Genomic DNA, 14,058 nt, shown 5'->3' with positions numbered 1-14,058 from the left:
CGTAATGCTGAGTCACTGACGTTATTTCTCTATTCGAAGGTAAAAAGGTTATGAGCGCACTCTATTCTGAGGCTTATCAACAGCGATTTGGTGGTATAGCTCGCCTTTATGGTCAGCAGGCTTTGGCGCTGTTTTCACAGGCTCATATTTGTGTGATTGGTATTGGTGGCGTGGGTTCATGGGCAGCGGAGGCACTGGCCAGAACCGGTATCGGTACCATAACGCTAATTGATATGGATGATGTCTGTGTCACTAATACCAACAGACAGGTGCATGCATTACGACAAAATGTCGGGCAGGCTAAAACCGAAGTTATGGCTGAGCGTATTCGGGCGATTAACCCTGAATGCCAGGTTACCTGCATTGATGATTTTATTACGCCAGAAAATGTAGTAGAAATGCTGGATCGTAATTTTAGCTATGTCATTGATGCTATTGATAGTGTCCGACCAAAAGCGGCGCTATTGGCGTATTGCCGTCGCTATAAAATTCCGGTGATTGCTACCGGTGGTGCTGGCGGACAGATAGATCCTACCCGCATTGAGGTTGTTGATTTGGCCAAAACGATTCAAGATCCGCTGGCGGCCAAATTGAGGGAAAGGCTAAAAAACGATTACAACGTAGTGAAGAACAGTAAAGGGAAGTTGGGTATCGACTGTGTGTTTTCTACCGAACCGTTAGTGTATCCACAACCCGACGGTTCAGTCTGTGCTTCACGTAGCACGGCGGAAGGCCCTAAAAAGATGGACTGTGCTGCTGGATTTGGCTCTGCTACTATGGTCACCGCAACCTTTGGTTTTGTTGCGGTGTCGCATGTGCTGAAAAAAATGTTGGCGAAAGCGGCGCGCCAGAATCAGCTTGAGTAAGTATTTAGCCCTGATAGCATGCGGCAATGATTTTTACGCCCTGCGCCAGTGCTTGTAATCCACTGGTGCGGGAACTACTGAGTTGCTGGCGAAGCCCCAGTTGATCAAATAAAGCTAAAGGATCGATCGCCAGCAATTCTTTCGCTGTTTTTCCTTCGATATGGGTGAGTAGCACCGCCAACAATCCACGAACGATGCGACCTTCGCTATCACCATAAAAATGCAGGCGACCATCAGCCAAAAGCTCGTGACCTAACCAGACTCGGTTTTCACAGCCTGATAGCTCAATCTCGGAATATTTTAACGATTCGTCTAGCTGCGGTAGCTGTTTAGCTAATAAAATCAGTTGGCGATAACGATCTTCCCACTGTTTTTGTGTGCTGAATATCTTGATCAGGTCATCGCAGGTTATTTCGTGGCCAAAAGGGTGTGGGGCGATCATTATCTTCTCTTCTATATTATTCAGTGAGTCACAAGTTTTCCTGGGGCATTCATCAGTCTTGTAACAATGTTAGCGCGAAAGCAATGGCAGAGTAGAGGCTTTCTACCTCTTCGCGGGTATTGTAGGGTGCAAATGAGGCGCGCAAACTTCCGCTGATGCCTAAAGCATGAATAAGCGGTTGCGCACAATGTTGACCGGCTCGTAAAGCAATATCTTGTTCTGCCAATAGTGCGACCAAATCGCTGTGATGCACGCCATCAAAATTAAAGGCTAGCAGGCTGGAATTTGACGCGCGATAGCTGCGAAATCCACTCAACTCAGCCAGTTTTTCTTCTGCCAGAGTCGCCAGACTGCTGCTGTATTCTTCTGCGGCTGCCATATCAACCCCTTCGAGCCAGTCAAGTGCCGCGGACAGGCCAATAACACCTGCAATATTAGGCGTTCCGGCTTCAAAGCGGTAAGGAGCATCTTGCGGAGTGAAGCCAGCAAATGATGCCTGAGTGAGCATTTTCCCTCCTCCTTGCCAAGCAGGCATGGTATCCAGTAATTCAGGTTTACCGTACAAAATGCCAATACCGGTTGGACCATACAGTTTGTGGGCAGAAAAAGCATAAAAATCAATATCAAGAGCCTGAACATCTGCTGGGCAGTGCGCCACACCCTGTGCGCCATCAATCACCACCACGCAATTATTGCGGTGAGCAACCTCAATTGCTAAAGACAAATCGGGAATACCACCAGTGACATTGGACATTTGCCCTAATGCCAATATACGGGTTTTATCCGTTAATAAGATTGGTAGCTGCTGTAAGTCAGGGAGAAAATCGTCGCCAAGCGGTAGTTTTACCAAGGTAGCGCCAGTTTGTTCTGCCACCATAAGCCAAGGAATGAGATTGGCATGGTGTTCTGCTTCGCTAACAAGAATCTCGTCACCCGGCTGTAATCGTGGGCGGGCATAGCTTTGGGCGATCAGATTGATGGCTTCGGTGGTGCCTTTCGTCCAAACGATACAGTCTGCCGTTGGAGCATTAATAAAATCAGCAACTTGCTGCCGGGTTTGTTCAAAACGCAGCGTCAGGGAACGAGCGGCCTGATGCTGGCTACGATGCACTGTTGCGGCATCCTGTGCATAAAACTGCTGAGTCGCATCAATAACCGCACGAGGCTTTAGCGCCGTGGCAGCGCTATCCAGGTAAATCCCCGAATGATTGACAGCAGGAAATTCTGCACGAAAAACAGCAGGGTTAAAAGACTTCATACAATGCACGCATCCTCTGAAAACCTAAGATTTTTCTTGTTGTTAGTTATCTAATTGGTAACTAGCCTGCTAATTACATAGAACATGGGAAAATGATAATTAGATTGTTACTCTAAATAACCATGTCGGATTAACTAATTGAATAGTTTAAGTAAATTTCTTGGCGCTTTACCTACAAGACGCTGTCTATCAAAAAAATAGCCGCCACAGTTTCTGCTTTGATACTGACTTTTATTCTCGTGACCCGTTCTGGCAACTATATTATGCATGCTAATAATGGTCGCACCATCGTCGCTGATGGTAAACCTAAAGTCGATAATGATTCTGGGATGATCAGCGATCTTGGTGCTCGTGGAACCGAACAGCAGATTAATCATTCATAAGTAAAAGAAATGGCAGAAGGGAAGTAACCAGTCATGTGGCGAATCTTAATTCATTGATTAAATTTAAGATTTCTATTACCTCATGCTGAGTAAAGCTTAAATTTAAAACAAAAAAAAGCACCGCTATCAGGCGGTGCTGCATAAAATCACTATGGACAGACAGGGTAAATGTACAGGAAGTGAAAAAACAGTAGCTTAGCTACTATGTCTGGCATACCAGACCATTTGCAAACACAACATCACACCCACAAAGCCAAAAGCACTTTAGTACCTGGAGACTAAACCTGCTTTTCGTTCCGGCTTGGGAAGTGTCGTCACTATAGGTATTTGCTGGCGCATCATCAACGGACAATTTATAATGGCTCGCATTATAAAAACTAATAAGTAAACAAAGGGTTTCATCTACGGATGAGCCGTTAAAAAAAAGTATCTAACTCATGTCAAAACGATTGCCACCCCTGAATGCTCTCCGCGTGTTTGATGCGGCTGCACGCCAGCTTAGTTTTACCAAGGCGGCTGATGAATTGTTTGTCACTCAGGCTGCTGTTAGCCACCAGATTAAATCGCTGGAGGACTTCCTTGGCCTGAAATTGTTCCGTCGCCGCAATCGATCTTTGTTGCTGACCGAAGAGGGACAGAGTTATTACCTCGACATCAAAGAAATTTTTACGTCGATCAACGAAGCAACGCGTAAGTTGCAAGCGCGTAGCGCTAAAGGGGCATTGACGGTTAGTTTACCGCCGAGCTTTGCCATTCAATGGCTGGTTCCTCGCTTATCCAGCTTTAACTCAGCTTATCCGGGAATTGATGTCAGAATTCAGGCCGTGGATCGCGAAGAAGATAAGTTGGCAGATGATGTAGATGTGGCCATTTTCTATGGTCGTGGTAACTGGACGGGATTACGTACCGAAAGGTTATATGCCGAATTTTTGCTGCCAGTCTGTGCGCCTGGCCTATTAATGGGGGAGCATCCGCTGAAAGTTCCCACTGATTTGGCCTATCATACTCTGTTGCATGATACTTCACGTCGAGACTGGCTAGCCTATACTCGCCAATTGGGCGTTCCACAAATTAATGTGCAACAAGGGCCAATTTTTAGTCACAGCGCCATGGTGGTTCAGGCGGCGGTGCATGGTCAGGGTATTGCCTTGGTAAATAACGTGATGGCTCAAACAGAAATTGAAGCAGGCCGTTTGGTGTGTCCATTCAATGACGTTTTGGTCAGTAAAAATGCTTTTTATCTGGTTTGTCATGACAGTCAGGCAGAACTGGGTAAAATAGCCGCCTTTCGCCAATGGATTTTGGCACGGGCGGCCAGCGAGCAAGAGAAATTACGATTCCGCTACGAAAATTGATCGTGAAAAATGCTAAGTTGCTGAATTTTTCAACAGTAATTATTTATAAAATAAGGTAAATAACGATGAGTGGTCGTTTGATGCTGATATTTGCCGCTATCAGCGGTTTTTTCTATGTCGCTTTTGGCGCTTTTGGCGCACATGTTTTGAATGGAACCCTCGGCGTCAATGAGATGGCTTGGGTTCGCACTGGTTTGGAATATCAGGGATTTCACACCTTGGCTATTCTGGCATTGGCCGTTGCGATGCAACGACAGGTAATTATTTGGTTTTACTGGAGTGGCGCTCTGCTGGCCCTCGGGATCTTGTTATTTAGTGGCAGTCTCTACTGCCTGGCTCTATCGCACCTGAAACTTTGGGTATATATCACGCCAATTGGCGGAGTATGCTTTCTGGCGGGATGGATTTTGATGTTGATTGGCGCGCTGCGTCTACGGAAAAGGGCAGAACGCCATGAATAGAATTGCTTTATATTGCCGTCAAGGATTTGAAAAAGAGTGTGCGGCAGAGATTACCGCCAAGGCTGCGGAACATGAAGTTTTCGGTTTTGCACGGGTAAAAGACAATAGTGGCTATGTGCTGTTTGAATGCCACCAGCACGAAGATGCCGATCGGCTAATTCGCGAGCTGCCGTTTAAAGAGCTTATTTTTGCTCGTCAAATGATGGTTGTTGGCGAATTGCTGAAAGATTTACCACCGGAAGATCGGGTTTCACCGATCGTCGGTATGTTGGTTGGTGTCGTCGAAAAGGCCGGTGAACTGCGGGTTGAAGTACCAGACACCAATGAAAGTAAAGAACTGCTGAAATTTTGCCGAAAACTGACGGTTCCATTGCGTGCCGGTATGCGTGAGCAGAAAATTTTGCAGGCGCGTGAAAACCCCCATCGCCCAGTGGTACACGTATTCTTCATTGCCTCGGGTTGTTGTTACGTCGGTTATTCCTACAGCAATAATAACTCGCCATTCTATATGGGGATTCCACGTCTGAAATTCCCTTCGGATGCGCCAAGCCGTTCAACGCTCAAGTTGGAAGAGGCTTTCCATGTCTTTATCCCGGCAGATGAGTGGGAAGAACGTTTGGCCAGCGGCATGCATGCGGTGGATCTCGGGGCTTGCCCAGGTGGTTGGACTTATCAGTTGGTTCAACGCAGCATGATGGTGCAAGCGGTGGATAACGGTACTATGGCGCAAAGCCTAATGGATACTGGACAGGTCACTCATCACCGCGTTGATGGTTTCAAATATGAACCAACTCGCAGCAATATTTATTGGCTGGTATGTGACATGGTTGAGAAACCGGCTCGTGTCACCCAGTTAATAACCGATTGGTTGGTTAACGGCTGGTGCCGAGAGGCAATTTTTAACCTTAAGTTGCCAATGAAAAAGCGTTATGAAGAAGTGCTGCAAAATCTGGCGTTAATGGATAATCAGTTGAAGGAAAATAATATTAACGCGCATATCCAGGTCAAACAGTTGTATCACGATCGTGAAGAAGTCACTGTTCACGTGCGCCGCATCTGGTCTGGAGCTCCGGGTCGTCGGGATGAACGCGACTAGTCGGCAGTGGGCTTAATCAGCCAAGCGTGATGATTTGCATAATATAAGGGGGCTTTCGGCTCCCTTGAGGTTAATGACAAAGTGAGCACAGTGGTGTGAAAACAGGCAGATCGTCAAGACGCCGTGACTACGTCCTGATAGTCTCATTCCGCGATCTCCCAAGCGTGGATTCTTCACCCGGTCTTCGCTACCAGAAATCGCAGAATCGAGGTTTATCAGCCGTCTGAAGGACTTAGCTAGCTATTGGCTCAATCGAAGCTGCTGTAAATTTCCACTCAGCGACAGATCTGTTTTAAGCGTGGCAACCTGTTTACAGATAAATGCCATTGCTTGATGTTGTTGCAGCTTCTTACGCCATTTTTCCGGTATTTGTTCCAAATCCTGATAGATAGCCTCTAGGCTGCCCGCCTGCTGTAATAGTAACGCCGCCGTTTTTGCCCCAATACCGGCAACGCCGGGTATTTTGCTACTGCTAATTCCAGCTAATCCCCAATAATCGGGTAACTGGTGAGGTGCAACGCCAAATTCTTGCTGAACGAAGGGTAAATCCAGCCAACGTTTCTGAAAATAATCACGGATTTGAACTCGGGGAGCCAACAACTGGCAGTAACCTTTATCAGTAGAAACAATAGTGACCTGGTGACCAGCCCCAGCAATTTTTGCCACTAATGTCGCCGCAAGATCGTCAGCTTCATTACCTGGCGAATGCCAGCAACACACACCAAGATCAGCGAAAGCCTGCCGCAGTTGTGGCATTTCCTGCTGCAAATTGTCAGGCATTGGCGAGCGCCCAGCTTTGTAGTCCGGTAAACACCGATGACGCCAACTATCGGAGCGATCATCCTCATCAAAAACCGCAACGGCATGAGTCGGCTGGCTGTGCGAAATTAGCGTTTGTAAAGCATTGCTACAGGTATTCACACAAGGTGAGCCTTGCACAGCATGGATGCGGCGAATAAGATTGAGGGCGTCGACGATAAGAAGGTGTATGTCCATGGACTGTGTGCATTATCCTGATTATTAAAAATAATATTCCCCTTCATCTTTCAAGCTGCAGCGGTGTTGGCTGCTCTCACTCACCCCAGTCACTTAGTGGGCTAAGCTCCTGAGGATTTGCTCGCTTGCCGCCTTGCTGCAACTCGAAATCTATTGGGGAATCCTTAGTGTGCATCTTTCAAGCTGCAGCCAACACCGCTACAACTTGGAAATGACGGATATGATCTGAGTCATCAAGATCGCCTGCGTTTTATGGACAAATTTCATAGCATGGAGTATAGGCACTGCCTGGTAGTTTCATCCGATGTTGCGCGATAAAGCCCTGCAATAACCTGTCCATTTGCTTCATCATCTGCTGATCGCCATGTAACTTGTAAGGGCCGCGTGTTTCTATGGCATGAATTCCGACTTCTTTTACATTACCCGCGACGATACCTGAAAATGCTCGACGAAGCGCCGCCGCTAGTTGTTCAGCTGGTTGATCTGGATGCAAGTTAAGTGCGGCCATATTTTCGTGCGTCGGTTCAAAAGGCAATTGCAGGTCAGGTTCGATTCGCATAGACCAGTTAAAGCTATATGCATCGCCGGTATTACGCCGATTTTCCTTCACCAGTGGCATAGATTTCTTCATTTTACGAGCCACTGCATCGGGATCATCAATGATGATTTCGTAATATTTACGTGCTTCTTCCCCCAAAGTATTCATGATGAATTCATCCAATACCAAGAAGTAATCAGCACTTTCTTTGGGGCCAGTCAGAATCAGCGGCAGCACCTGATCGCTATTTTGCGGATTCATTAAAATACCCAGAAGATAGAGCAACTCTTCGGCGGTACCGACGCCGCCTGGGAAGATGATGATACCGTGGGCGATTCGCACAAAGGCCTCCAGCCGTTTCTCGATATCCGGCATGATAACCAGCTCATTTACCAGCGGATTTGGTGGTTCTGCGGCAATAATCGATGGCTCAGTCATGCCAATAAAACGGCCTTGTCTGTAGCGTTGTTGCGCATGACCGACAGCGGCACCTTTCATCGGAGCTTCCATGGCTCCCGGCCCGCAACCGGTGCAAATATTCAGTTCGCGCAAACCAAGCTGGCTGCCGACTTTTCGAGCATAAAGATATTCGGTTTCGTTTATTGAATGCCCCCCCCAGCACACAATCATATTGGGATCTTCATCAATGTGTAGTGCTCGTGCATTACGCAGGATGGAAAATACCAGATTGGTCAAATGGCTGGAGTTTTCCATATTAAGATGCTGAAAATGACCAGCGTTGGCAATTTGCCCGTTAACAAACAGAATATCCCGCAGAACGGCAAATAGGTTAGCCTGCAATGCCCGAATAATTCGGCCATCAACAAAGGCATGTTCCGGCGGATTGATCAATTCTAGTTTAACGCCGCGTTCTCGACGCAACACATTGATATCAAATGTTCCATAACGAGATAAAAGTTCTTTACTGTTATCGGTCTGACTACCAGAATTCAATACTGCAAGCGAACAGTTACGGAATAGACGATATAAGTCGCTGCTGGCCGTGCGTTTTAGCATATCAACTTCGAACTGCGACAACAGATCCATTGAGCCTAGTGGGCTAATATGTGTAATCAAAATTACTCCTTTACACCTCCTTGGGAGGCGCTAGTAACCAGGTTGCGTCAGAGAGCCGAGTATTCTTTTTTTGATCTCGCTTTTTTGCGTACCAGAATTCTGCTCTCTGTTTTGTTATAGGAATATCGAATTGATTGTTAACTGAGTTTCGGCGATGTCTATCTGTTATTCGTACCGCTAACACACTTCAATTTACCTTAACGTTGTCCCCAGCTTTTTACCAACACTAAAGAGACTTTCAATGCGGATGTTGCGTAGCGGCACGCATTATTGACGAGCCAGACGGCCAGTTGATGGATTGAACGTGGTATTACTACGCCAAGGGTTAATATCGAGTCCACCGCGACGAGTATAACGAGCGTAAACTGACAAGGTTTCGGGATGACAAAAACGCATTAAGTCATTGAAAATACGTTCTACGCATTGCTCATGAAATTCATTATGATGACGGAAGGAAATGAGATAGCGCAGTAGTGCTTCAGGGTTAATTTGTGGACCCCGGTAGCAGATTTGTACGGAACCCCAGTCAGGTTGATGGGTGATCAAGCAGTTGGATTTCAACAGGTGGCTGACCAGTGTTTCTTCTACGATTTGGTTACCGACGGCGTTTTTCAGGTAATCTGTACTGAATTCATAATGATCAATGCGAATATCTTGTTCATCCAGACAGTGACCCGTGAAGTTGGCGATAGGTTGCCCTGCAATCTGATCCAACGTATAGAGACTGACGTTGACTTCGCCTTGGGCACAGTGGGCAAGATCCTGCTGTAAGGTTTGACGGACGCTTTCCCAATCACTGAATTGGGTTTGGTTAAAGCTGTTGAGGTATAATTTGAAGCTTTTGGATTCGATCAGATTAATGCTGTCGGCATTAAGGCTGATTTCCCCGACCGCAACCTGTGGTAAGCCATTGGCATTGAGCCAGGATAGTTCATACAGTGTCCAGATATCAGCGCCGTGGAACGGCAGATTATCAGGATACAAACCCAAAGGTTCGCGGTTCATACTGCGGGGAACCGCCTGTAACAGTGTTGCATCATAGTGGTCACGATAATCCGTAGGTTTGCCTAGGGTGAGTTTGGCCAAAGCTTGATGATCTTGATATGAAGACATGCTGTTCCCTTGATGAGAGATCGGTACAATAGCCGACAGTTTACCATTTATGCCGCGTCTGGCTGTGTGCTGGGAGACGAGGCTTCATTTTCCCAGTTTAGCGCAGGCTTAGCGGATGTTGAGAGAAAAATATGGACCAGAATGTTTCAAGTGCTCTACAAAATTTTACTCAACGTTATGTTGATCTTTGGCAGCAGCAGACTGGCCATCCACCCGCCAGTGAAGAATTGTACGGCGTGGCTTCCCCGTGCATTATAGAAACTCGGCAGGATCAGATTTATTGGTTACCACAGCCATTTTTGCCTGTAGCGACACTGGAAAATGTGGCTCGGGCATTAGAAATTCAGTTACATGATGATATTCACACCTTTTATACCCAACAATATGCCGGGGATATGGCTGCGGAATTAGGCGATCATCGCCTTACCTTGCTACAGGTATGGAGCGAAGATGATTTTACCCGCTTACAAGAAAATCTTATTGGTCATCTGGTGACGCAAAAACGCCTTAAATTGTCACCGACTTTATTCTTGGCGACCACCGAGTCGGAAATGACCATGGTTTCACTATGTAATATCACCGGGAATGTGGTTCTTGAACACTTTGGCAGTAATAAACGAACGATTTTAGCTTCCAATCTGAGTCATTTCCTTGACGCGTTGCGCCCAGTTTTTTCTGACTTAAACCCTATTATTTAATGGGTTACTTGTTGTTGTCGTGTGAGAGATCTCTCACACGGGCTGTAAGATATAGCTCCTATTTCTAAAATGTAAAATTCTCGGATGAAAATTATTCTCAATAAAATCACTTTGTTATAAACATTCATTTTTTTATCTATTAAATCGTATAGATAAGAGTCTTTACAGTATCTTGTCTCTGTTCGCCAATTAAGCGATCCTTTCTTAACCGGATAGGAGCCGGTTGGAAAGGAACAGCATCGGGATGATGTGGCTTCAGGATGAAGAATCAGGGATTGCTCAGGATGAGTGAAGGGACGTTTTAGGATGAAACAAGGGACACCTCCAGGATGGAGACAGGGAGCCAGTAACGGATTATTGGTGGGTTAGGAAGACCTAAGGATTAACACTTGGATGGTGTAGGAAAATGCGAAGGATTGCTGGTTAGGATAACCGCAGGAAAAGTTTTCAAGGATTGAGCAGGGAGCATCAATTTAGCTGGATTGCTATAAAACGAATAGAGGGGTACTGGTTAAACAGTACCCCTTTTTTTTGTATTTTCATTCGATAACATTCTGCATGATTTCCCCCTGATATTTAGCAAAAACTCCGTAAACCCTCGCCCAATGTGAACTGACCCCACATAGTTGGGCACCATACGATTCGATGGTATGCTTGCCTGCTTTTTAGCGTCATTGGCGTGTTGGGGCTGGATGTTCGCCCTGGCCGGCTCTTGTTCTAGAGTTAAATATGAGTTTAAACAATCAGGTACGTCAGATTTTACAGGATATCGATCGGGCATTGCATGTGGTTGAACTTTGGCAGGAAACACCGCCTGAAATCTCAGCCTTTGATAGCACAGAACCTTTCTGTGTTGATACCATGGCCGCAGAACAATGGTTGCAATGGGTGTTGTTGCCGCGAATGTATGCGTTGTTGGATGGTCATTCTCCGTTACCAACTCGCTTTGCCGTTGCGCCTTATTTTGAGGTGGCGTTAAAGGATCATAAGGCGGATTGCAGTCTGCTTTTGGCACAATTGCAGCGTCTTGATGACCTGTTAAATATAGAAAGTGAATAATGCTCGAAATACTTTATCAAGATGAACATATGGTTGCAGTGAACAAGCCTGCTGGTTGGCTGGTTCATCGTAGCTGGCTTGACCGTAATGAAACGGTTTTTGTGATGCAAACGGTGCGTGACCAGATCGATCAGCATGTGTATACCGTACATCGTTTGGATCGCCCGACGTCTGGCGTGTTGCTGATGGCATTATCCAGCGATGTGGCACGGTTGCTCTCGCAACAGTTTGAGCAGCATGAAGTCAGGAAGGTTTATCATGCGGTTGTGCGGGGTTATGTATTGGAAGATGACACTCTCGACTATGCTCTAACCGAAGAGTTGGACAAAATTGCCGATAAATTCTCCAGTCAGGATAAAGCACCGAAATCCGCAGTCACCCATTACCGAGCAATGGCTCAGGCAGAGATGCCAGTGGCTATCGGTCGCTATGAAACTGCCCGTTACAGCTTGATGGAGTTAACACCAGAAACCGGGCGTAAGCACCAATTACGCCGTCATATGGCTCATATTCGTCATCCGATTATTGGTGATAGCACCCATGGTGATTTACGCCAGAATCGCGGCGTGGCTCAACATTTTGATTGTTCACGTTTAATGCTGCATGCCAGCCATCTATCCTTGAATCATCCGGTGACTGGCGAACCGCTGAATTTATCGGCTCGTTGGGATTGCTCCTGGCAGGGGATAATGTCATCTTTTGGCTGGACGGGTCTTCTCCCCGAGCTTGAAAGAGTTGAGTTTCCCGCTGACGAAGGTCAGGATAGCGAGTAACCAATCGGTAATTTAAAGAAGGTATTCTATGGCTCAGGTGGGTATTTTTGTCGGTACGGTTTATGGTAATGCGTTATTGGTAGCAGAAGAAGCGGAAAACATACTGAACGAGCAAGGCCACGAAGTTAAATTATTCGACGAAGGTACGTTGGAAGCCTGGCAATATTATCGTCAGCACTATGCTCTGGTGATCACTTCGACCACCGGGCAAGGCGATTTCCCGGATAGTATTGCTCCACTGTTTCAGGCAGTACGCGATCAGGTCGGTTTTCAGCCGGAGTTGCGTTATGGCATCATCGCATTGGGTGATAGTAGCTACGATAACTACTGCGGTGCAGGGCGTGCTTTTGATGCCTTATTACAAGAGCAGGGTGCTACACGTATTGGCGAAATGCTGGAAATCGATGCTATCGAACAACCGGAACCGGAAGCTGCTTCATGTCCCTGGGTTGAGCAATGGGGTCAGTTGCTGAAGTGAAAATAAAAAAGTGGCGAACAATATCCTTGTCGCCACTTTTTTGATCCGATAGTTCATGAGTTAAAACTTAACGACCACTTTTAGTCAGTTTTTCCAGATCGGACTCAATTTCAGAAATCTTGTGAGCTACCACGTTTTCCAAGTGGCGCAGATCATCCAGAATCTTGCGTTTAAGATCCACTTCAACCTGATCGCGTTTGCAAAGCTGATCCAGCTCATCAATAACGTAACGCAGATTCGGGTTGATTTCGTGAATCTCTTTGTAACCATGTCCGGCGTTATCGGCTACGACGGTTTTACGCTGGCGCGGATATTTGAATTTTACGCTTTTGGCAAAAAACTCGCCTTTATCTTTGCGGAAATAAATCTTCAAAATGTCGTTATTGGCCTCCTGACGCAGGCTGTAGCGATCGACATCTTCCGGTTGAGTGATTCCTAAGCTTTTCAGGTTGTCATACATAGCGCCACCTTTTTGGTTTTATATTCCACAGTTTTTATTATGACAGTAAATCCCATCGTAATATGTGATTGCAGGCGATAACTGCTTACAAGACAAAAAAATAGCGGGTAATTAGCCCGCCAATTGAATGTTAGTCAATGGTGCGTAACAATTCGTTGATGCCGACTTTACCCAGCGTTTTGGCATCCACTTTCTTCACGATCACCGCACAATATAGACTGTAGCTCCCGTCTTTTGATGGCAGGTTACCGGAAACCACAACCGAACCAGCAGGTACGCGGCCATAATGGATTTCGCCGGTTTCGCGATCGTAGATACGAGTGCTTTGACCAATAAATACGCCCATGGAAATGACGGAACCTTCTTCAACGATAACCCCTTCAACCACTTCTGAACGCGCGCCAACAAAGCAGTTGTCTTCAATAATGGTTGGGTTGGCCTGCAATGGCTCCAATACGCCACCGATGCCCACGCCGCCAGACAGATGAACGTTTTTACCGATCTGAGCGCAAGAGCCTACGGTCGCCCAAGTATCAACCATGGTGCCTTCGTCGACATAAGCACCGATATTGACGTAGGACGGCATCAATACGGTGTTGCGAGCAATAAATGCACCTTTGCGAACAGTGGCCGGTGCGACTACGCGGAAACCTTCACGCTGGAAGCGCGCTTCGTCGTAATCGGCAAATTTCATCGGAACTTTGTCGTAATAGCGGGTTTCGGCTCCTTCCATGACTTTATTGTCATTAATGCGGAAAGAGAGTAATACGGCTTTCTTCAGCCACTGATGCGTTACCCACTGCCCGTCAATCTTTTCCGCCACGCGCAGTGCGCCGCTGTCTAATAGATTAATAACGTGGTTGATGGCTTCGCGCGTTATGGTGTCTACGTTAGCCGGAGTCATCTCTGCACGGCGTTCGAAGGCGTTTTCAATAACGGTCTGTAATTGCTGCATCCGGTTCTCTTTCCTGAAGTTGAAAGGTTGTAAGAAAAAATAGTCGTTAA

General features: G+C 46.5%; 16 protein-coding genes. 9 read left to right on the top strand and 7 right to left on the bottom strand.

Features of this window, described 5'->3' with window-relative positions; translation table 11 throughout:
- Positions 1–50 precede the first annotated feature (50 nt).
- Positions 51–866, top strand: coding sequence for a tRNA cyclic N6-threonylcarbamoyladenosine(37) synthase TcdA (gene tcdA / locus DJ39_RS16010; RefSeq protein WP_004719713.1), 816 nt, complete (start codon positions 51–53; stop codon positions 864–866).
- Between the two features lie 4 nt (positions 867–870).
- Here the strand turns inward: tcdA and csdE are convergent, their stop codons facing one another.
- Positions 871–1,308: a cysteine desulfurase sulfur acceptor subunit CsdE gene (csdE, locus tag DJ39_RS16005; protein ID WP_004719711.1), complete on the bottom strand. Its 438-nt coding sequence runs from the start codon at positions 1,306–1,308 to the stop codon at positions 871–873.
- A gap of 52 nt (positions 1,309–1,360) precedes the next feature.
- Positions 1,361–2,566 carry a cysteine desulfurase CsdA gene (gene csdA / locus DJ39_RS16000; protein ID WP_004719708.1) on the bottom strand — a complete coding sequence of 402 codons (1,206 nt, stop codon included), beginning with the start codon at positions 2,564–2,566 and terminating at the stop codon, positions 1,361–1,363.
- A gap of 188 nt (positions 2,567–2,754) precedes the next feature.
- Here csdA and DJ39_RS15995 point away from each other — a divergent pair, with 188 nt between their 5' ends.
- The 4 genes from DJ39_RS15995 (at position 2,755) to rlmM (ending at position 5,861) form a co-directional block, all read left to right on the top strand.
- A complete protein-coding gene (locus DJ39_RS15995) occupies positions 2,755–2,949 on the top strand; it encodes a YgdI/YgdR family lipoprotein (protein ID WP_038251562.1) in 195 nt (64 codons plus the stop codon).
- Positions 2,950–3,386: 437 nt separating this feature from the next.
- The gene (locus DJ39_RS15990) at positions 3,387–4,304 is read left to right on the top strand and encodes a transcriptional regulator GcvA (protein ID WP_038241127.1); all 918 of its coding nucleotides are present in this window, start codon (positions 3,387–3,389) and stop codon (positions 4,302–4,304) included.
- Positions 4,305–4,369: 65 nt separating this feature from the next.
- Positions 4,370–4,765, top strand: a complete 396-nt coding sequence (locus DJ39_RS15985) for a DUF423 domain-containing protein (protein ID WP_004719703.1) — start codon at positions 4,370–4,372, stop codon at positions 4,763–4,765.
- Entirely contained in the window at positions 4,758–5,861 is a 1,104-nt protein-coding gene (rlmM, locus tag DJ39_RS15980; protein ID WP_038241129.1) for a 23S rRNA (cytidine(2498)-2'-O)-methyltransferase RlmM, read from the top strand. Before DJ39_RS15985 ends, rlmM begins: the two co-directional genes overlap by 8 nt.
- Positions 5,862–6,101: 240 nt before the next feature.
- Here rlmM and xni read toward each other — a convergent pair whose 3' ends face one another.
- The 3 genes from xni to queF all read right to left on the bottom strand — a co-directional run bounded on the left by xni (position 6,102) and on the right by queF (position 9,585).
- The gene (gene xni, locus DJ39_RS15975; RefSeq protein WP_038241131.1) at positions 6,102–6,857 is read right to left on the bottom strand and encodes a flap endonuclease Xni; all 756 of its coding nucleotides are present in this window, start codon (positions 6,855–6,857) and stop codon (positions 6,102–6,104) included.
- Positions 6,858–7,107: 250 nt separating this feature from the next.
- Positions 7,108–8,472, bottom strand: coding sequence for a nucleotide 5'-monophosphate nucleosidase PpnN (gene ppnN / locus DJ39_RS15970; RefSeq protein ID WP_038245198.1), 1,365 nt, complete (start codon positions 8,470–8,472; stop codon positions 7,108–7,110).
- A 267-nt stretch (positions 8,473–8,739) separates the two neighbouring features.
- Complete coding sequence (gene queF, locus DJ39_RS15965) at positions 8,740–9,585, bottom strand: NADPH-dependent 7-cyano-7-deazaguanine reductase QueF (protein ID WP_004719696.1); 846 nt, start codon at positions 9,583–9,585, stop codon at positions 8,740–8,742.
- A gap of 131 nt (positions 9,586–9,716) precedes the next feature.
- On the opposite strand from queF, the gene syd reads away from it, so the two are divergent.
- From syd to DJ39_RS15945, 4 genes are all read left to right on the top strand, one after another.
- The gene (gene syd, locus DJ39_RS15960; RefSeq protein WP_004719694.1) at positions 9,717–10,283 is read left to right on the top strand and encodes a SecY-interacting protein; all 567 of its coding nucleotides are present in this window, start codon (positions 9,717–9,719) and stop codon (positions 10,281–10,283) included.
- Between the two features lie 729 nt (positions 10,284–11,012).
- Positions 11,013–11,342, top strand: coding sequence for a YqcC family protein (locus tag DJ39_RS15955; protein ID WP_038245194.1), 330 nt, complete (start codon positions 11,013–11,015; stop codon positions 11,340–11,342).
- A complete protein-coding gene (truC, locus tag DJ39_RS15950) occupies positions 11,342–12,115 on the top strand; it encodes a tRNA pseudouridine(65) synthase TruC (RefSeq protein WP_004719693.1) in 774 nt (257 codons plus the stop codon). The genes DJ39_RS15955 and truC overlap by 1 nt, the downstream gene beginning before the upstream one ends.
- 28 nt (positions 12,116–12,143) lie before the next feature.
- Positions 12,144–12,593, top strand: a complete 450-nt coding sequence (locus DJ39_RS15945; RefSeq protein WP_004719691.1) for a flavodoxin — start codon at positions 12,144–12,146, stop codon at positions 12,591–12,593.
- Positions 12,594–12,660: 67 nt separating this feature from the next.
- Here the strand turns inward: DJ39_RS15945 and DJ39_RS15940 are convergent, their stop codons facing one another.
- Together DJ39_RS15940 and dapD are read right to left on the bottom strand one after the other, a co-directional pair.
- The gene (locus DJ39_RS15940; RefSeq protein WP_004719689.1) at positions 12,661–13,053 is read right to left on the bottom strand and encodes a DUF3461 family protein; all 393 of its coding nucleotides are present in this window, start codon (positions 13,051–13,053) and stop codon (positions 12,661–12,663) included.
- 130 nt (positions 13,054–13,183) lie between these two features.
- Positions 13,184–14,008, bottom strand: coding sequence for a 2,3,4,5-tetrahydropyridine-2,6-dicarboxylate N-succinyltransferase (gene dapD, locus DJ39_RS15935; protein WP_004719687.1), 825 nt, complete (start codon positions 14,006–14,008; stop codon positions 13,184–13,186).
- Positions 14,009–14,058: the final 50 nt, after the last annotated feature.

The organism is Yersinia ruckeri ATCC 29473 (assembly GCF_000754815.1).
GTDB lineage: Bacteria > Pseudomonadota > Gammaproteobacteria > Enterobacterales > Enterobacteriaceae > Yersinia > Yersinia ruckeri.
Note: the sequence above shows the minus strand (reverse complement) of the source record. Positions and strands in the feature narration are given on the sequence as shown.